Consider the following 25,020-nt stretch of genomic DNA (forward strand, 5'->3'; position numbering starts at 1 on the left):
CTCACAGCTCCACCTCGGCCTGGGCCACGATGGCGGCAGCCTTGTGATCGGTGAGCTGGGGCAGGCGGACATCGTCCACGCGCCAGCCGCGGTGGCCCAGCGTGCCCGTGAAGGGTGCCTGGCCGACCACGTTGCCCGTCAGGCGCACGGCGGCGGCATCAAAGCCTGCGGCCAGCGTGACGCGGCTGCCTTCGGCCTCGGCACGCACGGGGGCGATGCTGAAATGCTCGCGCAGCACCTTGCGGCAGCCTTCGTGCACCACGCGCGCTGCGGCGCCGATCTCGGCGTCGGCATAGCCGGCCACGTCTTCCTGCACGAAGTCCACGAAGCGCGCCTCGCGCTGCAGCAGGCCCAGCAACTGCAGGGCGGCGGTGCCAGCGGGTGCGGCCGGCTCCACGACGGTCTTTTCGACGATCTTCTCGACCGGCACCTCGACACGCTTTTCAACCACTTTCTCGACCACCTTCTCGACAGGCACCTCGACGCGGACCTCGACGATCCGGTCCACGGGCACCTCCACGCGCACCTCCTTGGGTGCGGGCGGCGGCACGTCGGCGGCCAGCGGCTCGCCGTCGCGCAGGCGGGACACATCGGCGGCCAGGCGGCCGTTGCCGAGGATGGCGAAGAAACTGCCGATCGCGATGGCGATGCGGCTCAGGAACGAGGGGGGAGTCTTGGAATTCATGGGCTTCTCTTGGCGAGAGGACCCTGCCGGGCCGATCGCCGCGCAGCAGGGCAACCGGGCGCCGATGGTCCTCCACCGGGCGCCCGCAGGGTCCGTGATGTTACCCAAAGCAACGAAGCCCCGTCCTGTACACGGCCCCATGCCCCCGTGCGCAAATGGCCTCGCGGCATAATCGCGGCTGCTCCTGCCCCTGTCCATGGCCCATACACGCCTTTTCCGCCACGCCCCGACCCGCTGCACCGCCTTGCGCGCGCAGCGGCCGCAGCGCGTGCACGGCGTGCCCACGGCCTTCATCAGCCTGTGCGGCTTCACGGCCCTGCTTTCCGCCGCCGTGCGGAAAGCCTGAGGTCCACCCCCAGCTTCCCGCACGGCCCCCGCAGCGAATCCCGCATGCGAAGCGCATGCCAGGAGCTGCCGGCCCACGCCCCGCATCTCCCTGGCCTGCACGCCTTTTCGGCCGCGCCGCCGCATGGCGCAGCCGCCTTGACCCCGGAGCCGATGATGGACATGGAACTCTCCCAAAACTTTCTGCGTGCCAAAAGCCCCTGCGCGGCGGGCTTTCGCTGGTTCGTGCGCAACCGCCATGACGGCAACGACTACCAGCGCGTGCTCGACGCCCTGGTGGGCGATGGCCGCGTCGAGGATGCGCGCTGGCTCATGAACCAGTTCGGCCCCACCGACGCCGTGCTGGAGGTCGATCACCTGGAGGCCGATGCCCTGGTGTTCGCGGGCAGCGTCGTCGTGCATGGCGAGCTGCGCGTGCCCGGCCTGCTGGCCGTGGGTCGCACGCTGCAGGCCGGCGCCGGCATCCACGCCGGCCGCATCGAGGCCGGCCAGGACCTGCACAGCGGCGGCGCCATCTTCTGCAGCGGCCCACTGCAGGCCGGCGGCCTGGTCAAGGCCGCCTGGAGCGTGGACGTGCACGAGGAACTGCGCGCCGAGGACGTGCGCGCCGGCTGGGAGCTGCGTTGCGGCGCCGACCTGCGCCTGGGCGGAGGGGCACAGGCCGGCCAGGACATCGAGGTGCAGGGCGCCATCCGCTGCGGCAAGGGCCTGCGCGCGGGCGGCAGCATCCGCGCCAGCGGCCTGATCGAGCTGGGCCACGGCCTGTACGCTGGCGCCGACGTGGAAGGCGGCAGCCACATCGAGGTGGACTGGGGCATGCGTGCGCTGGGCGACATCCGTGCGGCCTGCAGCATCCGCGCGGGCGAGACCCTGCATGCCGAAGGCGAGATCGCGGCCGGCCCCGGCTACGGCATCTACGCGGGCATGAACGTGCAGCAGGATGCCTGGCCGTCCTGTGCCTGGGTGCATGCGGCGCAGCGGCCCCCAGCCCTGCTCAGCGGCTGGTGGGAAGAGGCAGCAGCACCGGCCTGATGCCCGCAGGGACACGCCGGCCTGCGCCCCCGCAGCGCAGCGCCGCGATGCAAAATACCCGCTTCGCCGCCGCACGGGCGGCTCCAAGGAATCCCACATCGTGTTCACCGGCATCATCCAGGCCGTGGCAAGCATTGCCGCGCTGCGCGACCAGAACGGCCTGCGCACCTTCACCCTCGACTTTCCCGAAGGCTTCTGCCAGGACCTGGCCATCGGCGCCAGCGTCTCCACCGACGGCGTGTGCCTGACGGTGACCGAGATCCTCTCGCCCACGCGCGCCACGTTCGACGTGATGCTGCAAAGCCTGAACATCACCACGCTGGGCGGCTATGCCGTGGGCGGGCGCGTCAATGTGGAACGCGCGGCAAAGGATGGTGCCGAGATCGGCGGCCATCCGCTGTCGGGCCATGTGGATTTCACCTCGCCCGTGCTGGAAGTGGCCTCCAGCGACACCAACCACCGCATCCGCTTCGGCATTCCCGAGGGCTTTCGCCACTACGTGTTCGCCAAGGGCTACATCGCCATCAACGGCGCCAGCCTCACGGTGTCCGAGGTGGACCGCCAGGCGGGCTGGTTCGAGGTCTGGCTGATCCCCGAGACGCGCCGCATGACCGTGTTCGAGTCCAAGGGCGTGGGCGACCTGCTCAATGTGGAGATCGACCGCAGCACCCAGGTCGTGGTGGACACGGTGCGCGAGACCGTGCAGCAAAGCCTGGGCCGCCTGCAGCCCGTGCTTGAAGCCCTGCTCAAGGAAAAAGGCCTGAGCCTGGACGACTTCATCGAAGTCCCAAAACTAGGCACCCCCTGAGTCGCTACGCGCCTTCCCCTCTCTCGCTTCGCGGGAGGGGGACGACACCCTCGGTGCGGGGCGGCCCTTCCTCGGTGTCCCTGAGTTGGGTCGTGCCAGTCTCACAAGCTACGGATCTTGCGCAGTGCAAAAAGGGACAAATACCGTCCAGTTGCTCAACGCCCCGCCGCCAGCGGCGGACTGAAACGCCGCAGGCGCAGCGCGTTGCTGAGCACGAAGACGCTGGACAGCGCCATGGCCCCGGCCGCGAACACGGGCGACAGCAGCGTGCCGTTGACGGGGTACAGCAGGCCCGCGGCCACGGGGATCAGTGCCACGTTGTAGGCAAAGGCCCAGAACAGGTTCTGGCGGATGTTGGCCATGGTGGCCTTGGACAGCGCAATCGCATTGGGCACGCCGCCCAGGTCGCCTGACATCAGCACCACGTCAGCCGCCTCGATGGCGATGTCCGTGCCCGTGCCGATGGCCAGGCCCACATCGGCCTCGGCCAGGGCCGGCGCGTCGTTGATGCCGTCGCCCACATAGGCCAGCGTGCCGTGTTCGGCCTTCAGGCGCTTGACGGCATCGACCTTGCCGCCGGGCAGCACCTCTGCCACCACCTCGTCGATGCCCAGCTGGCGCGCAATGGCCTCGGCCGTGCGGCGGTTGTCGCCGGTGATCATGGCCACCTTCAGGCCCAAGGCGTGCAGCGCGGCAATGGCGGCCGGCGTGCTGTCCTTGATGGGATCGGCCACGGCGATCATGGCGGCCAGGCGTCCGTCCACCGCGGCATACAGCGGCGTCTTGCCTTCGTCGCCCAGGCGCGCGGCCTCGTCTGCCAGCGTGTCCACCTGCAGGCCCAATTCGCGCATGAAGCGGTCGGCACCGATCTCCACGCGCACACCGTCCACCTGGGCGCGCACACCAAAGCCTGTCACCGATTCAAAGCGATCCACGGCGCCCAGCGGCAGATCCTCGGCCTTGGCAGCATCCACGATGGCGCGTGCAATCGGGTGCTCGGAGCGGTCTTCCACGGCCGCCACCAGCGCCAGCACGCGGCTGCGCTCGCCCTCGAAGCCGGGGGCCAGCACCAGGTCGGTCAGCTCGGGGCGGCCTCGCGTCAGCGTGCCGGTCTTGTCCACGGCCACCACGCGGGAGTCCTTGAGGGTCTGCAGGGCCTCGCCCTTGCGCAGCAGCACGCCCATCTGCGCGGCCCGGCCCGTGCCCACCATGATGGAGGTGGGCGTGGCCAGGCCCATGGCGCAGGGGCAGGCGATGATGAGCACGGCCACGGCATTGACCAGCGCAAAGCTCAGTGCGGGCGACGGCCCCCAGGCCAGCCAGGCGCCGAAGGTCAGCAGGGCCACGGCCATCACGGCCGGCACGAACCACATGGTGACCTGGTCCACCAGCGCCTGTATGGGCAGCTTGGAGCCCTGGGCCTGCTCGACCATGCGGATGATCTGCGCCAGCAGCGTGTCCGCGCCCACCTTGGTGGCGCGAAAGGCCAGCGCGCCGTTCTGGTTCACCGTGCCGCCGACCAGTTCGGCACCCGGGGTTTTCTCGACCGGCACGGGCTCGCCGCTGATCATGGATTCATCGACGAAGCTGCTGCCCTCGATGACCTCGCCATCGACGGGAATGCGCTCGCCGGGCCGCACCTCGATGGTGTCGCCCGCACGCACGGCGGCGATGTCCACTTCCTGCACGGCGCCGTCCTTGCGCACGCGCGCCGTCTTGGCCTGCAGTCGCACCAGGCGGCGGATGGCCTCCGAGGTATTGCCCTTGGCGCGCGCCTCCATGAAGCGGCCCAGCAGAATCAGCGCCACGATCACGGCCGCCGCCTCGTAATACACATTCACCGTGCCGGCCGGCAGCCACTGCGGCACGAAGGTGGCCACCAGCGAATAGGCGAACGCCGCCGAGGTGCCCACGGCCACCAGCGAATTCATGTCGGGCGCGCCGCGCAGCAGCGCGGGAATGCCTTTCTGGAAGAAGCGCAGGCCCGGCCCGAACAGCACGATGGCCGACAGCAGGCACTGCAGATACCAGCTGTTCTGGGTGCCGATGGCCTGCCCCACCCAGTGGTGGAAGGCCGGCACCATGTGGCCGCCCATCTCCAGCACGAACACCGGCAGCGCAAACACCGTGGCCACGATCAGCGAGCGCTTGAGCGAGGCCCGCTCGCGCGCCTGGCGCTGCTCCGTGCCGTCTTCGGCCGGCGACTGCGCAGCGCCGCCTTCACTGGCCGGGTTCGCGCTGGCGCCCAGCGGACGCGCTTCGTACCCGGCCTTGTGCACAGCTGCCACAAGGGCCGCCACATCTGCACTGCCAGCCAGCGTCACCACTGCACGTTCGGTGGCCAGGTTCACGCTGGCCGATTGCACGCCCTCCACCTTTTTCAGCGCCCGCTCCACGCGGCCCACGCAGGAGGCGCAGGTCATGCCCTCCACCTCCAGTTCCACGCTGGACTGGGGCACTTCGTAGCCGGCCTTCTCGATGGCGGAAATGGCGGCCGGCAGATCGGCCGCGCCCTCGAAGCGGATGCTGGCCTTTTCGGTGGCCAGGTTGACCACGGCCTCCTGCACGCCCGGCAGCTTCTTGAGCGCGCGTTCCACACGCCCCACGCAGGAGGCGCAGGTCATGCCCTGAACGGGCAGGTCTATGGCCATGCCGGCCTTGGTCGATGCATTCATTGCCTGACTCCTTTGTTCTCGCATGCAGGCACTTTAGAGATTGCCACCATGTCAAGGTCAAGCCCCCTGCAAAGCGATTTCATCGCCGTGTCATCAGCCTTGCCCAGCATCGGCGGCCGTGACAAACCGATACAGAGAGAACCCGTTCATGTCCTTGACCTCCCATCGCCCCGCCCTGCGCCCGCTGGCCGTGGCCCTGGCTGCCTCCGCCCTGATCGCCGGTTGCGGCGGCTCCGGCAACGACACGCCCGCAGGCCAGCCGCTGGAGCTGCGCATTCTGCACATCAACGATCACCACTCCACGCTGGAGTCCAAGAGCAAGACCCTGCAGCTGGACGCCGGCACGGGCAAGGCCGAAGCCGTGGCCGTGGACGCCGCAGGCTTTGCGCGCGTGACCCAGGCCATCGAGGAGCTGGCCGCGCAGTCGCCCAACGTGCTCAAGCTGCACGCCGGCGACGCGCTCACCGGCACGCTGTACTTCAACCGCGCAGGCGCCGACGGCGAAGCCGATGCCGCGCTCATGAACACCGTCTGCTTTGACGCCTTCACGCTGGGCAACCACGAGTTCGACAAGGGCGACAGCGGCCTCAAGTCCTTCCTGGACCGCCTGCGCGCCGGCACCTGCAAGACGCCCGTGCTCAGCGCCAACGTGCGCTTTGGCGCCAACTCGGCCCTGAACGCGGCCAAGGCGCCCGGCTATGTGAACCCCTCCACCGTGGTGGAGCGCGGCGGCCAGAAGATCGGCATCGTCGGCCTGACCATTGCGGGCAAGACCAAGGCATCGTCCAGCCCCGATGCCGACACCACCTTCGAGGACGAGGCCACGGCGGCCCAGCGCGAAATCGACGCGCTGCGCGCCAAGGGCATCAACAAGATCATCGTCATGAGCCATGTGGGCTATGAGTACGACCGCCAGATCGTGCCCAAGCTCAGCGGCGTGGACGTGGTCGTGGGCGGCGACTCGCACACCCTGCTCGGCCCCGACGTGCTCAACACCACCGGCGTGGGCACGCCCGGCGGCGCCTACCCCACGCGCCTGGCCGACAAGGACGGCAGCCCCGTCTGCGTGGTCCAGGCCTGGGAGTACGCCCAGGTCGTCGGCGACCTCAAGGTCCAGTTCGACGCCGACGGCCGCGTCACCCAGTGCACGGGCACGCCCCATGTGCTGATCGGCGACAGCTTCACCATCGCCGGCAAGGCCGCCACCGATGCGCAAAAGACCGCCCTCAAGGCCAGCGCCGCCGCCACCGGCGTGCTGCGCGTGACCACGCCCTCGGCCAAGGCCACGGCCGCGCTGCAGCCCTTCAAGGACAAGGTCGCCCAGTTCAACCTCAAGCAGGTCGCCACCGTGCCCCAGGAACTGTGCTCGCGCCGCGTGCCCGGCGGCGTCGGCACCATGAACTACAGCCAGTCCAGCGCCGCCTGCAATTCCGAAGGCAGCGTGAGCGTGCGCGGCGGCGACATCCAGCAGCTCGTGGCCCAGGCCTACCTGGAAGAAGCCAACCGCCACTACGGCGGCGCCGACATCACCCTGCAAAGCGGCGGCGGCGTGCGCATCCCGCTGCTGGGCCAGACCACGGCCGCCCAGGTCATCCAGGTCCTGCCCTTCGGCAACAAGCTGTTCCGCCTGGACATCACCGGCACGGAAGTCAAGGGCATGCTCGAGGACGGCCTGCAGGCCGTCTACGGCCCCAGCGGCACGACCGGCCCCTACCCCTACACGGGCGGCCTGCGCTTTGACGTGAATGCGGCAGCGGCGGCCGGCCAGCGCGTGTCGGGCATCGAGGTGTATGACAACGCGAGCAAGACGTGGAAGCCGCTGGATACGGCGCGCACGTACAAGCTGTTCGTGCTGAGCTTCAATGCCACGGGTGGCGATGGCTACAAGACGCTGGCGGCCGTGCCTGATGCGCGCCGTCTGGACATTGGCGTGCTCGATTCCGATGTGTTCTTCAACTACATCGAGAGGCAGCCGGTGGATGCGGTGTCTGGTCTGCCGCTGCTGTCGCGGCTGCCGGCGGATCTGTACAGCACGCGTAGTTTTCAGGGTGGGCGCTGAGTCTTCCTGATGGGTTCAGGGATCTGTTTTGTTCCCTGCCGGGGAGTTGTTTTTCGAGGCCGGGTCTCGGCCCGGCGGCCGACCTACCTTCTTTTGCTTCGCCAAAAGAAGGTAGGCCAAGAAAAGGCGACCCGGATGTCCGCGACCCCTTCGCTTCGCTGCGGGGCAACCTGCGTCGTGGCGGTTGCGGGGTTCGCTGCGGAACTCGCTGCGTTCACTGCGTGAACTCCGCTCAGACAACCGCAGCGAGTCAGATCACGAAGCAGTCCTGTCCTTCGGCAGGACTGCAACCCCGCAACCACCACGCCGCAGGCGCTGACATACGGGGGAGTTTTTTCGGGCCGTCGCTGCGCTCGGCCCAATTGAAAAAAAACAGCCGAGCGCAGCGATGGCGCGTCGGCTGTTTTGCATTTTTGGCTGTTGGCTGTTCCCCAGCCTCCCCCCTTCTGCCCACGCCTGCGTTGGGCGGGATGCGGGGTGGCAAGCCTGCCGAAGGACAGGCTTGCTTCGTCATCTGACTTGCCGCAGTTGTTTGAGCGAAGCGCGCCAGCGCGCAGCGAGTTCTGCGGCACACCCCGCATCCCGCCCAACGCAGGTCGCCCCGTAGCGAAGCGAAGGGGTCGTGGGCAGTTTGGGGCGCGCTTCTTTGCCCACTTTCTTATCGCGCGATAAGAAAGTGGGTCGCCTGCCGGGGCGAGACCCGGCCTCTGCCCCCAGAGGCACAACAAAATCAAAAACCGGTCAAACAGAAATCAGCCAATCCGAGCAATCACAGCCCCCAGCACCTGCGCCTTCCCCGCCTCAGCCACCAACGCAACCACCCCGCTGCGATGCGCAGTCACCTGCATCTCCATCTTCATGGCCTCCATGACGGCAATCACATCGCCCTCCTGAACGGTGTCGCCATCGGCCACCTTCCACGCATGCAGGTTCCCTGCAATGGGTGAGGTGACGGCAGCGGGGTCCACGGCAGATTCGGCAGCCGGCGCGGCAGCCCCACCGCCGCCAGCCGATGCCAGCCCCTGCAGCAGCACCGCAGGCAGGCCCAGCGACACCCGGCGCCCGTCGATCTCGACCGCGCAGCGCACCAGGCTGGCGTCGGGCAGCGGCTCGGCGCGCACGGCGGCGGCCAGGGGTTCGGCGAAGTCGGATTCGATCCAGCGCGTGTGGACCTTGAAGCCGTCGTTGCCCACGAAGTCGGCATGGCCGATGACGGCGCGGTGGAAGGGCAGGACGGAGGACAGGCCTTCGATGCGGAACTCGGCCAGCGCGCGGCGTGCGCGGGCCAGGGCCTGTTCGCGCGTGGCGCCGCTGACGATGAGCTTGGCCATCAGCGAGTCGAAGCTGCCGGGCACGACCGAGCCTGTCTGCACGCCCGTATCCAGGCGCACGCCGGGGCCCGAGGGCGGGTCGAACCGCACCACGGGGCCGGGCGTGGGCAGGAAGCCCCGGCCCACGTCTTCGGCGTTGATGCGAAATTCGATGGAGTGGCCCAGCGGCGCCGGGGTTTCGGTGATGGACAGGGGCAGGCCGTCGGCCACGCGCAGTTGCTCGATCACCAGGTCCACGCCCGTGGTCTGCTCGGTCACGGGGTGCTCGACCTGCAGGCGCGTGTTGACTTCGAGGAAGGAGATGGCGCCTGTCTGGCTCAACAGGAATTCCACCGTGCCCGCACTGACGTAGCCGGCCGCCGCGCAGATGTCGCGTGCGGAGCTGTGGATGCGGGCGCGCTGCTCGTCGCTGAGGAAGGGCGCCGGGGCCTCTTCCACCAGCTTCTGGTTGCGCCGCTGCAGCGAGCAGTCGCGCGTGCCCAGCACGACCACGTTGCCGTGGGTGTCGGCCAGCACCTGGGCCTCGATGTGGCGGGGGCGGTCCAGGAATTGCTCGACAAAACATTCGCCGCGGCCGAAGGCGGTGACGGCCTCGCGCACGGCCGAGTGAAAGAGTTCCTCCACCTCGTCCATGCGCCACGCGATCTTCATGCCGCGCCCGCCGCCGCCGAAGGCGGCCTTGATGATGATGGGCAGGCCGTGCTGCTGGGCAAAGGCCAGCACTTCGCCGGCATCCTTGACGGGGTCGGGCGTGCCGGCCACCAGGGGAGCGCCGACCTGCAGGGCGATCTTGCGCGCCTCGACCTTGTCGCCCAGCTTGGCGATGGTCTCAGGCGTGGGGCCGATCCAGCGCAGGCCCGCATCCAGCACGGCGCGCGCAAAGGCTTCGCTTTCGGACAGGAAGCCGTAGCCGGGGTGCACGGCGTCGGCGCCGCTCTTGTGCGCGATGGCGATGAGCTTGGCGATGTTCAGGTAGGTGTCGGCCGGGCGCTCGCCGTCCAGGCCATAGGCCTCGTCGGCCATGCGCACGTGCAGGGCGTCGATGTCGGCATCGGCGTAGACGGCCACGGATTTCACGCCGTAGTCGGCGCAGGCGCGGGCGATGCGGACGGCAATCTCGCCACGGTTGGCAATCAGGACTTTTTTCATGATCAGCTTCTTTCAGTTGCGGGCAGGCGCCACCGGGCGCTCCCCGCGTTCAGTTCTTGGAGCCTTGCGCGCCGGGGGTGTATTCCTCGAAGGCGCGGATGGGGTTGAAGCGGATCCAGGCGCCCACGGGAATCTGGCCGGCCAGATCGAGGTGGTGCGGCGCCACGCAGCCGATGACGGGATAGCCGCCCGTCAGCGGATGGTCGGCCAGGAACAGCACGGGCTGGCCGCTGGGGGGCACCTGGATGGCGCCCAGCGGCGTGCCTTCGCTGGGCAGCTCGCCGGCCACGGCGCGCGCCAGGGGCTGCTCGCCCGCCACGCGCAGGCCCACGCGGTTCGATTGCGGCGTGACCTGCCAGCGCTGCGCGGCCAGCAGGGCCACGGCCTCGGGCGTGAACCAGTCGGTGCGCGGGCCCAGCTCCACGTCCAGCACCACGTCCTGCCCGGTGGTGGGCAGGGACTCGGGCGGCAGCTCGGGTGCGGCCACGGCCTTGCGGTCCGCAGGCCGAACAGGCAGGACCTGGCCCACGGCCAGGGCGGCAGGGCCGACATTCGCCAGGGTGTCGGTGCAGGCGCTGCCCAGCACGGGCGTGACGGCGAAGCCGCCGCGCACGGCCACATAGCAGCGCGCGCCGGCCACGGGCTGGCCCACGGTCAACTGGTCGCCATCGGCCAGGGCCACGGCCTGGTAGCGCGGCACGCTCCAGCGCTGGCCGGACCCGGTGGTCACGGTCAGGGGCGCATCGGCGCCCGTGATGGCGACCACGGTCTCGCCCTGGCTTTGCAGCGACAGGCCACCGCCCACGGTCTCCAGCACGGCCAGGTCGCTGGCATTGCCGACCAGGCGGTTGGCGGCCTTGAAGGCTGCCTGGTCCATGGCGCCCGAGGCAGAGACGCCCTGCCCGGCCTGGCCCAGGCGGCCCCGGTCCTGGAACAGCGTCATCAGGCCCGTGGCCTTGACGCGCAGCGCGTTGCCTTCATGCGGCACGGCCTGCGCCACGGCGGGCGCGGGCGCCTCATCCACCTGTGCCATGCCGGCCGCATCGACAAAGCGCACGCGGTAGCCGGGCTGCAGCAGCGCGGGCAGCTCGCGCGCCAGGTCCCACATGCGGGCCGAAGTGCGGCCTATCAGTTGCCAGCCGCCCGGGCTGGCCTGGGGATAGACGGCGCTGAACGTGCCGCCCAGCGCCACCGAGCCGGCCGGTACGCGCGTGCGCGGCGTGGTGCGGCGCGGCACGTTGAAGATCGGATCGCCCCCGCTGAGGTAGGCAAAGCCGGGCGCGAAGCCCGTGAAGGCCACGGCGTACTCGCTGCCCGTGTGGCGGCGCACGACTTCCTCGGGCGTGATGCCCAGCAGCTGCGCCACATCGCCCAGGTCCTCGCCGTCGTAGTGCACGGGAATCTCGACCAGCACATTGCTGCGCTCGGCACGCTGGCCCAGGTCGCGCGCGGCAATGCGGCGCACCAGCTCGGCCACGCCCAGCCTGGCGGGAGCGAACTGCACGAGCACGGTGCGCGCGGCCGGCACCAGCTCCTGCACGCCATCGATGGGCTCGCGCTGCAGCGAGCCCAGCAGGGCCAGGGTTTCATCGAGATCGGCCAGCTCCACCATCAGGGCCTGCCGGTTGACGGGTAGAAAACGCATGGTGTGCCCTCAGCCCACGAAGGAGGAAATGCGCACGCCCTCCTGCTCGAAACGTTCGCGCAGGTGGCGTGCAATGGCCACGGCACCGGGGCTGTCGCCGTGCACGCAGATGGAGTCGGCGGCAATGCGCACCAGGCTGCCATCGACGGCCTCGACCACGCCGTCGCGCACCAGGGACAGCATGCGCGCGGCGATCTGGTCCACATCGTGCAGCACGGCGCCCGGATCGCGGCGCGAGACCAGGGTGCCCTCGGGCGTGTAGCCGCGGTCGGCAAAGGCCTCGGCCACCACGGTCAGGCCCGCATCGCGCGCCCAGTCGATCAGCGGCGAGCCGGCCAGCGCCACCAGCACCAGGCTGGGGTCGATGGCGCGCATGGCCGTGATCACGTCGGTGGCCTGGCGCCTGTCGTGGGCGATGGTGTTGTAGAGCGCGCCGTGCGGCTTGACGTAGCGCACCTCGGTGCCGGCCACGCGGGCCAGGCCCTGCAGCGCACCGATCTGGTAGATGACGCCGGCCACCAGGTCGGCGCTGGCCACATCCATGTTGCGCCGGCCGAAGCCGACGAGGTCGGGATAGGACACATGGGCGCCCACCATGGCGCCGCGCTCGCGGGCGGCCTTGAGCGTCTCCAGGATGCCTGCCGGGTCGCCGGCATGGAATCCGCAGGCCACGTTGGCGCTGCTGACGATGTCGAGCATGGCGGCGTCGTCGCCCATGCGCCATCCGCCCAGGCTCTCGCCAAGATCACTGTTCAGGTCAATTTTCATCGTTCTCTCCTCGCCGGACTCGGTGCACAGGCTCTCAGTGCAGCTGGCCGGCGTTTTCCTTCAGATCCTGGGTCACGGTCAGGGCCGTGCGAATGGTCTCGCGCACGGCAGCCACCTGGTCGGCCAGGCACATGCTGGGCATGCCCGGCTTGCGCGCTGCCTGCTCGGGCAAGGCCGGCACGTGGATGAAGCCGCCACGCGCGCCCGGCGCCGCCTTGCCCTGGGCCAGCCAGTGCATGAGCGCGAAAAACACGTGGTTGCAGACAAAGGTGCCCGCCGTGTTGGACACGGAAGACGGAATGCCGCGCGCGCGCAGGTTGTGCACCACGGCCTTGATGGGCAGCGTGGAAAAGTACGCGGCGGGCGCGCCCGGGATCACCACCTGGTCCACGGGCTGGCGCGCCGCATGGTCGGGAATGCGGGCGTCGTCGATATTGATGGCCACGCGCTCGGGCGTGAACTCGCTGCGGCCGCCGGCCAGGCCCAGGCTGATGACCAGCACCGGCTGCAACTGCGCCAGCGCCTCCTGCAGCTGGCGCAGCGACTCGCCGAACACGCAGCGCAGCTGCAGGCCGTGGACGGTGGCGCCGGCCACGGTCTCGCCATGCAGGGCACGCGCCACTTCCCACGAGGGATTGACAGGGTCCTGCTCGAACGGCTCGAAGCCGGTCACCAGGATGCGCGGGGAAGTGGAATCGGTCATGGCAGGGGTCCGCTCATCAGCGGAACATCAGGAAGTACAGCAGGAAGACATTGGCGGTCAGCAGGGCCAGGGCCGTGGGCACCTGGGCGCGGATCACGGCATTCTTGTCGATCTCCAGCAGCGCGGCGGGCACCAGGTTGAAGTTGGCCGCCATGGGTGTCAGCAGGGTGCCGCAGTAGCCCGAGAGCATGCCGATGGCCGCCATCACGGCCGGGTCGCCATGGTAGACGCCGACCAGGATGGGCACGCCCACGCCGCCCGTCATCACGGGGAAGGCCGCGAAGCCATTGCCCATGACCACGGTGAACAGCGCCATGCCCAGCACGTAGACGGCCACGGCCACGAAGCGGATGTCCATGTTGATATAGGTGGTGGTCACATAGGCCACGGCCTTGCCCACGCCGGCGTCCGAGAACACCAGGCCCAGCATGCCCAGCATCTGGGGCAGCACCAGGGCCCAGCCCAGCGCATCGGTCAGGCGGCGCGATTCGCGCATGCCCTGGGCCGGCGTCTCGCGGGTCAGCCAGCAGGCCAGGCCCAGCGCCAGCACGCAGCCCACGCCCAGGCTCACCAGCGTGGTGGCCTTGGGGTCCAGCAGGGGCGTGCCGCCGAAGACCAGGTGCGAGGCGCTGAGCGTGCCCACCATGGTGATCAGAGGAATCGCCAGCGCCGGTGCGAACAGCTTGTTGCCCAGGCGCTTGGCGCTGGCCAGGTATTCGGCATCGCTGCGCGGCGCATGGCGACCGCTGCCAACGCCGCCGAAGCCGGCGATCAGGGCCATGGCCACGGCGATCACGCCCACGACCACGGGCGGCAGTTCATTGCCCACCAGGAAGACGGCTGCATACAGCGCCCAGAACAGGCCGCTGGACCAGCGCTTGGGGTTGCTGGCATCGCGCAGCGTCATCACGGCCGTGACGGCCAGGACGAAGCCGACCAGGTAGTACAGGTGTTGGATGGTCAGCGTCATTTCAGGCTCCCTTGGCTTGGGTGGCGTTGGCGTTGGCTGCGTCGGCCTCGACACCGGCCTTGTACTGGGCCAGTTCGCGCTCCAGCATGCGGTCCAGGCGGCGCAGGCGCCAGGCATGGATCACGAAGGCGCAGATCGCCGTGGGAATGCCCCACAGCGCGACGTGGATGGGCTCGACCTCGATGCCGGCTTCCTTCAGGAAGGTGGTCATCAGCACGATGGCGCCGAAGGCCACGAAGATGTCCTCGCCGAAGAACAGGCCCACGTTGTCCGTGGCGGCCGAGTAGGCGCGCAGCTTGTCGCGCACCTTGGCGGGCAGGATGCCGAAGCGCGACTGGGTCGCACCTTCGGCCATGGGCGCCAGCAGCGGGCGCACCATCTGCGGATGCCCGCCCAGGCTGGTCAGGCCCACGGCAGCCGTCAGCTGGCGGGCGGCCAGGTAGACGATGAGCAGGCGGCCTGCGGTGGCCGACTTGATGGAGCTGATCCAGTTCTGCGCGTGCTGGCGCAGGCCATGGCGCTCCAGCAGGCCGATCACGGCCAGCGGCAGCAGGATGATCAGCGGCAGGTTGCGCGTCTTGATGAAGCCCGTGCCAATGGTGGCCAGCACCTTGTCGACGGGGAAGCCCGCCGCCAGTGCCGTGCCGATGGCCGTGACGATCACGACCAGCATGGGATTGAAGCGCAGCACGAAGCCCGCAACGATGATGGCCACTCCGATAAGCGGCCAGAGATTGACGTCAGTCAGCATGTTGATTCCCCCTTCACACCCCGGTGCGGAGCGGCCGTCAAGCCGCCCCGCAGGCCCAACCCGGTGGCGTGGAGTGCGCTGCCAACCTGGTTTTGTTCAACAAAACAAAGAATTTGTCTTACAGAAACGAATTGTGAATAAGACAATCAGCGCATGCTGATAGTACAAACCCGCATATCGTTGCCCAAGGATTGAGCACGCACAGGGTTTTCAAATGTCAAAAACTATCGTGTATTGAACATCCATAGAAGGCATTAACACAACAATGCCCCTGCCCCGATATCGCCTGTGACGAGGCCGCCTCCTACAATGGGCCGCCCTCCCGGCCTGCGGCGCACGCGTGGCAGTCGGCGTGAATGGCACCTTCCTGCTCCCATCCCTTTTGTCCGAGCTCTGAATCCATGCAACGCCGTCAACTTGTTTCCCTGCTTCCCCGTGCTGCAGCCATCGCAGCGGTTCCCGCGCTGGCGCCGGCCTTCGTGCGCAATGCCTTCGCCGATGAGGCAGGCCTGTCCGCCAAGACCATCACCATCGGCTGCTCGGCCGCCATGAGCGGACCGCTGGCCGGTTTCGGCACCGACATCAAGCTGGGCACGGAAGCGGCCATGGCGCAGATCAACGCGCGTGGCGGCATCCAGGGCCGCACGCTGCAGCTGCAGATGGTTGACGACGGCTACGTGCCCCAGCGCACGGCCGACAACGTGCGGCAGATGCTCTCCAAGGGCACGGCCTTTGCCCTGCTGTCCTGCGTGGGCACGCCCAACAACGCCGCCGTCATCCCGCTGATCGAGGAAGCCGGCGTTCCCTATGTGGCGCCCTTCACGGGCGCCTCGTCGCTGCGCAAGGCATCGCGCAACGTCTTCCATGTGCGCGCCAGCTACACCACCGAGGTCCGCCGCCTGGTCCAGCGCCTTGCGGGCATGGGGCTCAAGGGCATTGGCATCGTCTACCTGGACAACGCCTACGGCCGCGAAATGCTGGAGGACGCCACGCACGCCCTGGAGGCCGAGAAGATGGCACCCGCCGTGCAGGCGGCCATCGCCACCGATGGCAAGAATCTGGCCGATGTGTTGAACAAAGTGGAAGCGGCCCACCCCTCGGCCGTGCTGCTGGCCACGGCTGGCACGGTGTCGGTCGATCTGGTGCGCGGCCTGCGCAAGAGCGCGCCCGGCGTGCTGCTCACCGGCCTGAGCGTGACCCTGCCCAACGACAGCCTCAAGCCGCTGGGCGAGGACGCCCGGGGCATTGCCCTGACCATGGTCGTTCCCGCGCCCCACCAGGCCAAGCTGCAGGTGGTGCGCGACTATCAGGCCGCCATGCGCGCCCACGGGCAGCAGGAGTTCTCGCTGGGCACGCTGGAAGCCTATGTGAACACACGCGTGCTGGCCGAGGGCCTGGAACGCGCAGGCCGCGACCCCAGCCAGGCCAGGCTGCGCTCGGCGCTGGCCGGCATCCGCAACTGGGACATGGGCGGCTTCGTCATTGACTACAGCGGCCAGGCGCCCCATGTCGGCTCCAGCTTCATCGACCTGGGCGTGCTGGGCAATGCGGGGCGCTTCATCGGTTGATGAAGGCGGGTGGCTTGCGGGCCAGGCCGCTGGCGGATCGGCCCATCGTTTCTTCCTGTCGCTGCACCAAGGACCCTTCGCCATGCCTGCCGAACGTCACCCACTTCCGCGCCCCGCCTTGCACCCCTCTTTTCATCCTGCTGCACATCCCGCTTCGCACCGGGGCCTGCAGCGCCGCCTGCTCATCCTGGCAGCGGCTGCCCTGCCCGGCCTTGCCCTGGCGCAGAAATGGCCCGCACAGCCCGTGCGCATCGTCGTGCCCTACACGGCCGGAGGCGGCTCGGACAACATCGCCCGTGCGCTGGGCACGGAGCTGTCGCGCGAACTGGGCCAGCCCGTGGTCGTGGACAACAAGCCCGGCGCCTCGGCCATGCTGGGCGCCGAGCTGGTGGCACGCGCCGCGCCCGACGGCTACACGCTGCTCCTGGCCGACATGCCGCACACCATCACGCCCAGTCTCTACAAGACACCGTACGACGCGCTCAAGGACTTCACGCCCGTGGCCCTGATCGGCTCCTCGCCGCTGGTGCTGGCCGTCAACCCCAAGCTCAAGGCGCAGAGCGTGAAGGAATACATCGCGATGGCCAAGGCACGGCCCGGCCAGATCAACTTCGCCTCGGGCGGCACGGGCACGGCCACGCATCTGGCAGGCGAGCTGTTCAAGCAGCAGACGGACACCTTCATCACCCACATTCCCTACAAGGGCTCGGGCCAGGCCGTCGCCGACGTGGTGGCCGGCCATACCGAGAGCATGTTCTCCTCGGCCCCCACCGTGATCCCCCATATCAAAAGCGGCGCGCTGCGCGCCCTGGCCACCACCGGTGCCCAGCGCTCGCCGGCCCTGCCCCAGGTGCCCACGATGGCCGAAAGCGGCGTGCGCGGCCTCACCGTGCTGCACTGGTTCGGCCTGCTGGCGCCTGCCCGGTTGCCCCCCGGCATACAGACCGCGCTGCACGATGCCGTGGCCCGCGCCATGGCCACGCCCGCGCTCCAGGCCAAGCTGCAGTCCCTGGGGCTGGAACTGACGCCCCGCACTGCGGCGGAGTTCGGCGCCCAGATGGAGACCGACGCCGCACGCTGGGCCCGCGTCATCAAGGAACGCAACATCAAGGCGGACTGAATGCCCTCCCTGCACCATCACCACGACGCCGTTGACCTGCGCAGCGACACCGTCACGCGCCCCACGCCGCAGATGCTCGAAGCCATGGCCTGCGCCCCGCTGGGCGACGACGGCCTGGACGGCGACCCGACGGTGCGTGCGCTCGAAGAGACGGCGGCCCAGCGCTTTGGCAAGGCCGCAGGCCTGTTCGTGGCCAGCGGCACCATGGGCAACCTCGTGGCCGTGCTCGCCCATGGCCGCATGCCCGGCGAGGTGTTGGCCGAGGCCGGCAGCCATCTGCTGAACGCCGAGCGCGCAGCCGCGGGCCTGACCGGCATGCACTACCGCAGCCTGCCCGGCGACGGCGGCCTGATCGCCCTGCCCGCGCTGGAAGCGGCGCTGGACACCTCGGCATCCGCGCGCTGCCCCAGCGCCCTCGTGGCCGTGGAGAACACCCACAACGCACGGGGCGGCAGCGTCGCGGCGCCCGAGTCGCTGGCGGCCCTGCATGCCCTGGCCGCCCGCCATGGCGTGCCCGTGCATACCGATGGCGCGCGCCTGTTCAATGCCGCCGTGGCACTGGGCCTGTCCTGCCGCGAGATCGCCGCGCACACGGACTCGGTCACCGTCTGCCTGTCCAAGGGCCTGTCGGCTCCGGTGGGCTCGGTGCTCATGGGCCCGGCCGACTTCATCGCGCGGGCGCGCGGCATACGGCGCATGCTGGGCGGCACCATGCGCCAGGCCGGCGTGATCGCGGCGGCGGGCCTGGTGGCGCTGGAGCACATGGTCGATCGCCTGGCCGAGGACCACGCACGCGCCCGCCGCCTGCACCAGGGCCTGCGCGCCATCCACCCGGCATGGTGCGCGGCCGAACTGCCGCAGACCAACATCGTGCAGGTGCGCGTAGGCACCAGCGCGGCCGATGCGCGCCTTTGGGAGGCACGCCTGGCCGAAGCCGGCGTGCTGGTGCGCACGGGCAGCGCGGGCCTGCTGCGCCTGGTCACGCACCGCCACATTGACGACGAGGCCGTGGACAGAGCCCTGCAGACCTTCACGCGGCTGCACCACGACAACTGAGCACCGCGCGAGGCCGGCAGGAGTGCCAGCCCTGGCTACACTGCCCATCGACCCTTGCATCCCCCATCACCATGACCCGCAGCACCGATATCCTCAACCTGACCGACCGCGTGACCGAGCAGCTGCGCAGCAAGCTCATCGATGGTGCCTGGGAGCCCGGGCAAAAGCTGTCGGAGGCCTCACTCAGCGAAAGCCTGCAGATCTCGCGCAACACGCTGCGCGAGGCCTTCCGGCTGCTGACCAAGGAGGGGCTGCTGGTGCACGAGCCCAACAAGGGCGTGTCGGTGGCGGCGCCCAGCATTGCCTCCATCATCGACATCTACCGCGTGCGCCGCATGGTGGAGTGCCAGGCGCTGGCCCAGGCCTATCCCATGCACCCGGCTCGCAGCCTGATGCGCGAAGCCGTGGAAGCGGCCCAGCGCCACCGCGAGGCCCAGGACTGGTCCGGCGTGGGCACGGCCAACATGAGTTTCCACAAGGCCGTGGTGCAACTGGCCGACAGCGAGCGCCTGGACACCATGTTCGAGCACCTGCTGGCCGAGCTGCGGCTGGCCTTCGGCCTGCTGCGCGACCCGCACTTCCTGCATGCCCCCTATGTGGACATGAATGCGCGCATCCTGCAGCAGTTCGAGGACGGCAAGCCGGCCGAGGCCGCTGCCGCGCTCAATGACTACCTGGTGCATTCGGAGCGGCTGATCCTGGCCGCCTACGCCCGCCGCCTTGCTGAAAAAGGCATCAAGGTGTGAAACAGGCGGCACCCCCTGAGCGGCTGACGCCGCTTCCCCCTCTCTACTTGCTTCGCAAGGGAGGGGGACGACACCCTCGGGGCGGGGCGGCGCGGCCGGCGTAGGCCCTTCCTCGGTGTCCCCGGCTTTGGGCAGTGCCGGTTTCATTGGCAGTGTTCAGCGCACAACACTGGCTCGCATTCAACGCCGCGCGTCCAGGCTCCAGCGCGCCACGGGCGCCAGCATCAGTTGCACGAATCCCCCGGCGATCGCCAGGTTCTTCAGGAACTGCACCAGTTGGCCCTTGTCGCCGAACTGGTTGTGGAACATCAGCGCCGACATGACGCTGAACACGGCCATCACGGCCGCGGCCTCGCGGGTGCGCCAGCCCAGCAGCAGGGCCGTGGCCACGCCCAGCTCCACCACCAGCGCCATGGCATACGACAGCATGGGCAGCGGCAGGCCCGCCTTGGCGATATAGGCCATGGTGCCCTCCGGCCCCATCAGCTTGCCGATGCCGCTGTAGATGAACAGCAGGCTCAGCAGCACCCGGGCCAGCAGCGGTGCGAAGTCGGCCCAGGGCGATGCTGCGGCGTGGGCAGCGCGATGCGTGGCGGCGCGCGTCATCGCATCAGCCCGGGACACGGCCGGAACCCTGGCCTTCGGCCGCCTTCACCGAGCCGCCCAGGCGCTGCACTTCGGCCAGGTACTCGGGGCCGCTGCGCATGCGCTGGTACCGGGCCAGGCGCTGCTGGTAGTCGGCATCCCAGTGGTTCACGTCGGACTCGCGGTAGACGTTGAGGCCGGCGCGGTTCCACAGGGCCAGGTCGGCCTGCACTTCGGCGCGCGACAGCGCGGGGCCGGAGGCGACGGGCTCGGCGCCAAACCAGGTTTCTGCAGATACCGTGGCGGCCGGTGCGGCCGAGGCCATGCCCGACCACAAGGCGGAGGAAAGGGAAACGATGGCGAAGAGGGTCTTTGCGTGCTTCATGGCGAATCCTTTGTCAAATCCTGCAGCGCGTGATTGCGTTCTGCATGGCTGCAGTCTCGTCTTCGCCCGCCTGCACGTCAGTGCCTAAACGCACAGCTTTGCGCAAACTCTCCGGTTCCCGCGCTCACTGTCTACGCTCATCGTCCACGCCCACCATCCACGCTCACGGCCACTGCAGGCCGGGCCGCGCCACATGCAGGGCCTGCAAGGGCTCGGAGCGCCCGCGCACCTGCACCTGCCGGACTTCGCCCAGGCCATCGGCCACGCCCGCGCGGCGCGCCACCTCCAGCGACAGCACCAGCCGCGCCTGGGCGCTCTTGGTGTATTCCTGCAGGCGGCTGGCCGTGTTGACCACCTCGCCCACGGCCGTGAAGGTGGTGGTGTGCTCGAAGCCCACGCGCCCCACGGCGGCGCGCCCCGCATGCAGGCCCATGCCGAAATCCACCGGCTGGCCGAACTGCGCCTCGAAGGTGTGGCTCCATTCCTGCATGCGCCGGTCGATGAGGGCACTGGCCTGCACGGCCTGGCGGCAGGCCGTGTCCAGGTCGGTGTCCAGGCCGAAGATGGCCATCACGCTGTCGCCGATGAACTGGTTGGCCATGCCGCCGCTGTCGTGCACGGCCTGGCCCACGCGCTCGAAATACTGGTCCAGCACCCAGGACAGGTCCACGGGCCATTGCCGCTCGGCCAGGCCCGACCAGCGGCGCAGGTCCACGAACAGGATGGCCACCGCGCGCACTTCGCGGACTTCGCGCTGCTCGTCACCCCGCCCGGCCTGGGCGGCTGCCGGCGAGCGGAACAGCGGCGCCACCTGCACATCGCCCGTGGGCCGCAGCTGGCAGGCCAGCCGCACGTCCTGCGGCGCGCCCACGCGCTCCAGCGTGAGGCGCTCGTCCCGCCCCGGCGCAGGCAGGTGGGCCGCCGGGCCGGACACGCGCACCCGGCAGGTGGAGCAACGCGCCCTGCCGCCGCACAGCGACAAATGGGCAATGCCATGCTCGCGGCTGGCTTCGAGCACGCTCATGCCCTGGGCCACCTGCACGGTGCGGCCCGGATAGTGCAGCAGCACCTGGCGGGCGCCGCGCAGGCGCATGCGCCGCCACAGCCAGGGGCCGGCCAGCAGCGCGGCCAGACAGGCCAGCCAGCCCTGGCGCAGCCCGGTCGTCAGCGCGCGCAGCCACTGCGATGCCTCGGGCGAGGGGACGGCCGGCGCTGGCAGGCCGGCCGCCGCGATCTCGCGCGCCATGGAGACGATGCCCAGCGCCGCCAGCACGGGCAGCAGCACGGCGGCCGTGAGCAGCAGCGGCTGCCACCGCCGCCACCAGCCGCGCGCACGCAGGGCCATGTGCAGGCCCATGCAGCCATGGGTCCAGGCGGCCGTCATCAGCAGCAGCTGGATGGCCATGCTGGACGGATTCCAGGAAGAACGCACGATGCGCGCATACGAGGGGTCCACGCCCCAGGCCTCCTGTGCCAGCCGCGTGGCCGGCACGTGCAGGGCCAGCAGCAGCGGCAGGCCCAGTCCCAGCAGCAGCCGCACGGCCTCCAGCGCCGGCATGCGCAGGCTGCGCCGCCGCGCCAGCGCCTGCAGCGCCAGCCCCATGTGCGCGGCCAGCGCGCCATAGAGCAGCAGGCTGCCGGGCAGGGATCGCCACACGCCGTGGACCAGCTCGCGCACGGCCTCGGCCGTGCCCAGCGAGACCAGGCCCAGGGCGTGATTGAACAGGTGCAGCGCCGCATAGGTCCACAGCACCAGGCCGGTGGACCAGTGGAGGCTGCGCAGGGACGGCAGAGCCGGCAGAGCCGGATGAGGGACACGGGCCATGGAAAGCGATGATGCGCCCGACGGCGGAAGAAGACAGGAGAAGACCGCAAGAACGGCAGCTTGAAGGAACTTAGGCCGGGCCTGGCCGATCCAGAATCTTTGTACCTTACGCCCGCTATTGGTTCCATGGCCCACCCCACCCAGCCCTCCAGTTTCGCCCTGCGCGGCATCGCCCTGTTCGAGGGCCTGGGCAGCGCCAGCCTGGACCGCATCGCCGCCGACTGCGAATGGCGCCCTCTGCAGGCCCGCCAGCCCGTGTTCAGCCGCCGCTCCACGGGCAGCGACGTGTTCTTCCTGGTCAGCGGGCGCGTGCGCATCACCACCTATTCGCCGGGCGGGCGCGAGGTCAGCTTCCGCGACTACGGGCCCGGCGAGCACTTCGGCGACCTGGCTGCCATTGACGGCCAGGCACGCTCCACCGATGTGGTCACCCTGGAATCCTCGCTGCTGGCCAGCCTCTCGCGCCAGGACTTCCTGGCCCTGCTGGCGCGCGAGCCCGCCGTTGCCCTGCGCATGATGGAAGGCCTGGCCGGCCTGGTGCGGCGGCTGACCGACCGCGTCATGGAGCTGAGCACCCTGGGCGTGCCCACGCGCCTGCACATGGAACTGCTGCGCCTGGCGCGGGAGGCGGGCGTCTCGCCCGAGCACACGGCCCTCATCAGCCCCGTGCCTTCGCACTCGGTGCTGGCCAGCAAGATCAGCACCAACCGCGAGCAGGTCACGCGCGAGCTGGGCGCCCTCACCCGGCGCGGCCTGCTGCGCAAGGAGGGGCGCCAGGCGCTGCTGGTGACCGACGTGAACGCACTGCAGGCGCTGATAGCCCAGCAAAGCTAGGCGGGCTCCATTCGCCAGCCCTGCGGCGACCACACCAGGCGGTCGGTCAGCCCGATGGCCTGCAGAAAATCCTCGTCATGCGAGACCACGACCAGCGTGCCGGCGTAGCCGCGCAGCATGGCCTCCAGCGCCTGCAGGGAAGGCAGGTCCAGGTGGTTGCAGGGCTCGTCCAGCAGGAGCAGGGGCGCGGGCGGCTCGGCATGCAGCGCGCAGGCCAGGGCAGCCTTGAGCTGCTCGCCGCCGCTGAGCCGGCCCGCGGGCTGCTCCACCTGCCGGGCCGCCAGCCCGAGCCAGGCCAGGCGCGTGCGCAGCACATCCACGGGGGTGCCTGGGCAGGCGTCCTGCAACTGTTCCATCACCGTGCGCCCGGGCTGCAACAGGGACAGGCGCTGGTCCAGGTAGGCACAGGCCTGCATGCGGCGCACCTCGCCCGCCTGGGGCGCAAGGCGGCCCGACAGCACATCCAGCAGGCGCGTCTTGCCGCAGCCGTTGGGACCGGTCACGGCCAGGCGCTGGCCGCCGTACAGAGACAGGTTCAGGCGCGGCCCCGTGGACAACGAAAACGGCAGCAGCACATCGTCCAGCAGCGCCACCACGTCGCAGGGAGCACCGGCCGGTGGCGGCGCCTGCATGCGGATGCCGGCCTGCAGGTCGATCTGGCGCGCCGCTTCGCGCACGCGCTGGTCCAGCGCCTCGCGCGTGTCTGCATGCTGGCGGCGCAGGCGGCCGGCCGAAGCCTCGCTGCGCTCCTTTTGCCGGTCCAGCAGAATGCGCGCCTGGTTGGCCTCCTGGCCCTGGCGGCGGCCGCGCGCCTCACGGCGCTGCTGGCGCTCGTGCTGCTCGCGCAGCTGCTGCGTTTCGCGGCGCCGCTCCAGCTTGCGCTGCTCCAGCAGTTGCACCGCCGAGGCCATCTCGCGCGCCTTGGCTTCGGCATAGAAGGCGTAGCCGCCGCCGTAGCTGCGAAGCCCCTGCGGTGACAGCTCCACGATGCGTTCCATGCCCTGCAGCAGACTGCGGTCATGGCTGACCACGACCAGGCCACCGGGCCAGCGCTGCAGTTGCGCGGCCAGGGCCTGGCGGCTTTCGCGGTCCAGGTGGTTGCTGGGCTCGTCCAGCACCAGATGGTCGGCGCCCGACAGCAGCGCGCCCGCCAGGGCCACGCGCATGGCCTCGCCGCCGCTGAGGGCGTGGCCCGGCGTATCGGCACGCAGATGGCCCAGGCCCGCCAGCTCCAGCTGGGCCTGCAGGCGCTGGCGCAGATCCCAGCGGTCGGCCAGCCGCTCGAAGTCCCGGGCATCGCAGCTGCCGCCCTCGATGCGCGCCAGCGCCTCCAGCGCGGGCTGCAGCCCGGCCAGCGCCGCCACCGAAGGCTGGTCATGCCAGTCCGTGCGCTGGGTCAGGTACAGCACCTGCCCCGAGCGCAGGCAGCGGCCCTGCGAGGGCGCATCCAGCCCGGCCAGGATGCGCGCCAGCCGCGACTTGCCCACGCCGTTGCGGCCCACCAGGCCGGTGCGGCGGTGGTCCAGGGTTTCGGAAAGATCGGAGAAAAGGGGGCTGCCATCGGGCAGCACGCAGGAAACGCCGTCGAGCGTGATCGTGGTATTCGTCATATCGCAGTTCATGGATGCCAACGCAGTTCCTTGCCGCTTTGCATGCATTGCGCGTGCGGTGGGCAGGGTCGGGAAAAGCGGGCCGCTGGGACAGCGGCAGCATCAATGGCGCATGGGACGAATACCTCCTGCAATGGCGAACGAAACCGCCATTATAGAAATCATGGGCCGTTCGTGCCGGCCACCGTGGCACCGGCGCCGCGTGCGAAGGCGCCGGCCTGCTCCGCTGGCGGCCCGGAACCGGTGGAGCCGGCGGAGCCGGTCTGCCGGGCCGGGTTCGCAGGCGCCGGTGGCGCACAGGGATTCAAAGACTGTGCCGGCGGGCGGCCCTGAAAGCACAGGGCGTTGAGCGCGATCCAGAAAGGCATGG

The 25,020-nt window shown here is 69.7% G+C and carries 22 protein-coding genes; 9 read left to right on the forward strand and 13 right to left on the reverse strand.

Going from position 1 to position 25,020, the window contains the following annotated elements; all coding sequences use genetic code 11:
* Position 1: 1 nt before the first annotated feature.
* Positions 2 to 685, reverse strand: coding sequence for a DUF2760 domain-containing protein (locus CLV01_RS27220; protein ID WP_016450853.1), 684 nt, complete (start codon positions 683 to 685; stop codon positions 2 to 4).
* A 196-nt stretch (positions 686 to 881) separates the two neighbouring features.
* Between CLV01_RS27220 and CLV01_RS29270 the strand changes: the two genes are divergently transcribed.
* The 3 genes from CLV01_RS29270 to CLV01_RS27230 all read left to right on the forward strand — a co-directional run bounded on the left by CLV01_RS29270 (position 882) and on the right by CLV01_RS27230 (position 2,870).
* Positions 882 to 1,031, forward strand: a complete 150-nt coding sequence (locus tag CLV01_RS29270) for a hypothetical protein (protein WP_013800628.1) — start codon at positions 882 to 884, stop codon at positions 1,029 to 1,031.
* Between the two features lie 155 nt (positions 1,032 to 1,186).
* A complete protein-coding gene (locus CLV01_RS27225; RefSeq protein WP_043823815.1) occupies positions 1,187 to 2,062 on the forward strand; it encodes a hypothetical protein in 876 nt (291 codons plus the stop codon).
* Positions 2,063 to 2,162: 100 nt separating this feature from the next.
* Positions 2,163 to 2,870 carry a riboflavin synthase subunit alpha gene (locus tag CLV01_RS27230; protein WP_097201347.1) on the forward strand — a complete coding sequence of 236 codons (708 nt, stop codon included), beginning with the start codon at positions 2,163 to 2,165 and terminating at the stop codon, positions 2,868 to 2,870.
* Between the two features lie 155 nt (positions 2,871 to 3,025).
* Here CLV01_RS27230 and CLV01_RS27235 read toward each other — a convergent pair whose 3' ends face one another.
* The gene (locus CLV01_RS27235; protein WP_099732781.1) at positions 3,026 to 5,545 is read right to left on the reverse strand and encodes a heavy metal translocating P-type ATPase; all 2,520 of its coding nucleotides are present in this window, start codon (positions 5,543 to 5,545) and stop codon (positions 3,026 to 3,028) included.
* Between the two features lie 148 nt (positions 5,546 to 5,693).
* On the opposite strand from CLV01_RS27235, the gene CLV01_RS27240 reads away from it, so the two are divergent.
* Positions 5,694 to 7,604, forward strand: a complete 1,911-nt coding sequence (locus CLV01_RS27240) for a bifunctional metallophosphatase/5'-nucleotidase (RefSeq protein WP_099732780.1) — start codon at positions 5,694 to 5,696, stop codon at positions 7,602 to 7,604.
* Positions 7,605 to 8,356: 752 nt separating this feature from the next.
* On the opposite strand, the gene CLV01_RS27245 is transcribed toward CLV01_RS27240, so the two are convergent.
* The 6 genes from CLV01_RS27245 to CLV01_RS27270 are packed head-to-tail and all read right to left on the reverse strand — an operon-like array spanning position 8,357 to position 14,921.
* Positions 8,357 to 10,084, reverse strand: coding sequence for an acetyl/propionyl/methylcrotonyl-CoA carboxylase subunit alpha (locus CLV01_RS27245; RefSeq protein ID WP_099732779.1), 1,728 nt, complete (start codon positions 10,082 to 10,084; stop codon positions 8,357 to 8,359).
* A gap of 49 nt (positions 10,085 to 10,133) precedes the next feature.
* A complete protein-coding gene (locus CLV01_RS27250; RefSeq protein WP_099732778.1) occupies positions 10,134 to 11,729 on the reverse strand; it encodes an urea amidolyase family protein in 1,596 nt (531 codons plus the stop codon).
* A gap of 9 nt (positions 11,730 to 11,738) precedes the next feature.
* A complete protein-coding gene (locus tag CLV01_RS27255) occupies positions 11,739 to 12,497 on the reverse strand; it encodes a LamB/YcsF family protein (RefSeq protein WP_012207525.1) in 759 nt (252 codons plus the stop codon).
* 34 nt (positions 12,498 to 12,531) lie between these two features.
* The gene (pcp, locus tag CLV01_RS27260) at positions 12,532 to 13,200 is read right to left on the reverse strand and encodes a pyroglutamyl-peptidase I (RefSeq protein ID WP_013800620.1); all 669 of its coding nucleotides are present in this window, start codon (positions 13,198 to 13,200) and stop codon (positions 12,532 to 12,534) included.
* Between the two features lie 16 nt (positions 13,201 to 13,216).
* A complete protein-coding gene (locus CLV01_RS27265; protein ID WP_043825613.1) occupies positions 13,217 to 14,170 on the reverse strand; it encodes a DUF979 domain-containing protein in 954 nt (317 codons plus the stop codon).
* Between the two features lies 1 nt (position 14,171).
* Entirely contained in the window at positions 14,172 to 14,921 is a 750-nt protein-coding gene (locus CLV01_RS27270) for a DUF969 domain-containing protein (RefSeq protein WP_012207528.1), read from the reverse strand.
* Positions 14,922 to 15,322: 401 nt separating this feature from the next.
* On the opposite strand from CLV01_RS27270, the gene CLV01_RS27275 reads away from it, so the two are divergent.
* From CLV01_RS27275 to CLV01_RS27290, 4 genes are all read left to right on the forward strand, one after another.
* Positions 15,323 to 16,489: an ABC transporter substrate-binding protein gene (locus tag CLV01_RS27275; RefSeq protein WP_099732777.1), complete on the forward strand. Its 1,167-nt coding sequence runs from the start codon at positions 15,323 to 15,325 to the stop codon at positions 16,487 to 16,489.
* Positions 16,490 to 16,571: 82 nt separating this feature from the next.
* A complete protein-coding gene (locus CLV01_RS27280; RefSeq protein WP_180288461.1) occupies positions 16,572 to 17,609 on the forward strand; it encodes a tripartite tricarboxylate transporter substrate binding protein in 1,038 nt (345 codons plus the stop codon).
* Entirely contained in the window at positions 17,610 to 18,665 is a 1,056-nt protein-coding gene (locus tag CLV01_RS27285) for a threonine aldolase family protein (RefSeq protein ID WP_099732775.1), read from the forward strand.
* A gap of 71 nt (positions 18,666 to 18,736) precedes the next feature.
* Complete coding sequence (locus CLV01_RS27290) at positions 18,737 to 19,411, forward strand: GntR family transcriptional regulator (RefSeq protein WP_012207532.1); 675 nt, start codon at positions 18,737 to 18,739, stop codon at positions 19,409 to 19,411.
* Positions 19,412 to 19,591: 180 nt separating this feature from the next.
* Here the strand turns inward: CLV01_RS27290 and CLV01_RS27295 are convergent, their stop codons facing one another.
* From CLV01_RS27295 to CLV01_RS27305, 3 genes are all read right to left on the reverse strand, one after another.
* On the reverse strand, positions 19,592 to 20,035 hold the full coding sequence (locus CLV01_RS27295) for a DoxX family protein (RefSeq protein ID WP_227468487.1): 444 nt from the start codon (positions 20,033 to 20,035) through the stop codon (positions 19,592 to 19,594).
* A complete protein-coding gene (locus CLV01_RS27300; protein WP_099732774.1) occupies positions 20,022 to 20,381 on the reverse strand; it encodes a DUF4148 domain-containing protein in 360 nt (119 codons plus the stop codon). Before CLV01_RS27300 ends, CLV01_RS27295 begins: the two co-directional genes overlap by 14 nt.
* Positions 20,382 to 20,544: 163 nt before the next feature.
* Positions 20,545 to 22,206 carry an adenylate/guanylate cyclase domain-containing protein gene (locus CLV01_RS27305; RefSeq protein ID WP_099732773.1) on the reverse strand — a complete coding sequence of 554 codons (1,662 nt, stop codon included), beginning with the start codon at positions 22,204 to 22,206 and terminating at the stop codon, positions 20,545 to 20,547.
* Positions 22,207 to 22,332: 126 nt separating this feature from the next.
* On the opposite strand from CLV01_RS27305, the gene CLV01_RS27310 reads away from it, so the two are divergent.
* Positions 22,333 to 23,040: a Crp/Fnr family transcriptional regulator gene (locus CLV01_RS27310; RefSeq protein ID WP_099732772.1), complete on the forward strand. Its 708-nt coding sequence runs from the start codon at positions 22,333 to 22,335 to the stop codon at positions 23,038 to 23,040.
* Here CLV01_RS27310 and CLV01_RS27315 read toward each other — a convergent pair.
* Positions 23,037 to 24,662, reverse strand: coding sequence for an ABC-F family ATP-binding cassette domain-containing protein (locus tag CLV01_RS27315; protein ID WP_099732771.1), 1,626 nt, complete (start codon positions 24,660 to 24,662; stop codon positions 23,037 to 23,039). The two genes, CLV01_RS27310 and CLV01_RS27315, sit on opposite strands and share 4 nt — an antisense overlap.
* 149 nt (positions 24,663 to 24,811) lie before the next feature.
* Positions 24,812 to 25,018, reverse strand: coding sequence for a hypothetical protein (locus CLV01_RS29005; RefSeq protein WP_143289997.1), 207 nt, complete (start codon positions 25,016 to 25,018; stop codon positions 24,812 to 24,814).
* Positions 25,019 to 25,020 lie beyond the last annotated feature (2 nt).

This window comes from Delftia sp. 60 (genome assembly GCF_002754395.1).
Classification (GTDB): domain Bacteria; phylum Pseudomonadota; class Gammaproteobacteria; order Burkholderiales; family Burkholderiaceae_C; genus Comamonas; species Comamonas acidovorans.

Coding starts and splice junctions, on each gene's coding strand:
- CLV01_RS27220 (WP_016450853.1), bottom strand. CDS start 685: ATGAATTCCAAGACTCCCCCCTCGTTCCTGAGCCGCATCGCCATCGCG.
- CLV01_RS29270 (WP_013800628.1), top strand. CDS start 882: ATGGCCCATACACGCCTTTTCCGCCACGCCCCGACCCGCTGCACCGCC.
- CLV01_RS27225 (WP_043823815.1), top strand. CDS start 1,187: ATGGACATGGAACTCTCCCAAAACTTTCTGCGTGCCAAAAGCCCCTGC.
- CLV01_RS27235 (WP_099732781.1), bottom strand. CDS start 5,545: ATGAATGCATCGACCAAGGCCGGCATGGCCATAGACCTGCCCGTTCAG.
- CLV01_RS27240 (WP_099732780.1), top strand. CDS start 5,694: ATGTCCTTGACCTCCCATCGCCCCGCCCTGCGCCCGCTGGCCGTGGCC.
- CLV01_RS27245 (WP_099732779.1), bottom strand. CDS start 10,084: ATGAAAAAAGTCCTGATTGCCAACCGTGGCGAGATTGCCGTCCGCATC.
- CLV01_RS27250 (WP_099732778.1), bottom strand. CDS start 11,729: ATGCGTTTTCTACCCGTCAACCGGCAGGCCCTGATGGTGGAGCTGGCC.
- CLV01_RS27255 (WP_012207525.1), bottom strand. CDS start 12,497: ATGAAAATTGACCTGAACAGTGATCTTGGCGAGAGCCTGGGCGGATGG.
- pcp (WP_013800620.1), bottom strand. CDS start 13,200: ATGACCGATTCCACTTCCCCGCGCATCCTGGTGACCGGCTTCGAGCCG.
- CLV01_RS27265 (WP_043825613.1), bottom strand. CDS start 14,170: ATGACGCTGACCATCCAACACCTGTACTACCTGGTCGGCTTCGTCCTG.
- CLV01_RS27270 (WP_012207528.1), bottom strand. CDS start 14,921: ATGCTGACTGACGTCAATCTCTGGCCGCTTATCGGAGTGGCCATCATC.
- CLV01_RS27275 (WP_099732777.1), top strand. CDS start 15,323: ATGCAACGCCGTCAACTTGTTTCCCTGCTTCCCCGTGCTGCAGCCATC.
- CLV01_RS27280 (WP_180288461.1), top strand. CDS start 16,572: ATGCCTGCCGAACGTCACCCACTTCCGCGCCCCGCCTTGCACCCCTCT.
- CLV01_RS27285 (WP_099732775.1), top strand. CDS start 17,610: ATGCCCTCCCTGCACCATCACCACGACGCCGTTGACCTGCGCAGCGAC.
- CLV01_RS27290 (WP_012207532.1), top strand. CDS start 18,737: ATGACCCGCAGCACCGATATCCTCAACCTGACCGACCGCGTGACCGAG.
- CLV01_RS27300 (WP_099732774.1), bottom strand. CDS start 20,381: ATGAAGCACGCAAAGACCCTCTTCGCCATCGTTTCCCTTTCCTCCGCC.
- CLV01_RS27305 (WP_099732773.1), bottom strand. CDS start 22,206: ATGGCCCGTGTCCCTCATCCGGCTCTGCCGGCTCTGCCGTCCCTGCGC.
- CLV01_RS27310 (WP_099732772.1), top strand. CDS start 22,333: ATGGCCCACCCCACCCAGCCCTCCAGTTTCGCCCTGCGCGGCATCGCC.
- CLV01_RS27315 (WP_099732771.1), bottom strand. CDS start 24,662: ATGAACTGCGATATGACGAATACCACGATCACGCTCGACGGCGTTTCC.
- CLV01_RS29005 (WP_143289997.1), bottom strand. CDS start 25,018: ATGCCTTTCTGGATCGCGCTCAACGCCCTGTGCTTTCAGGGCCGCCCG.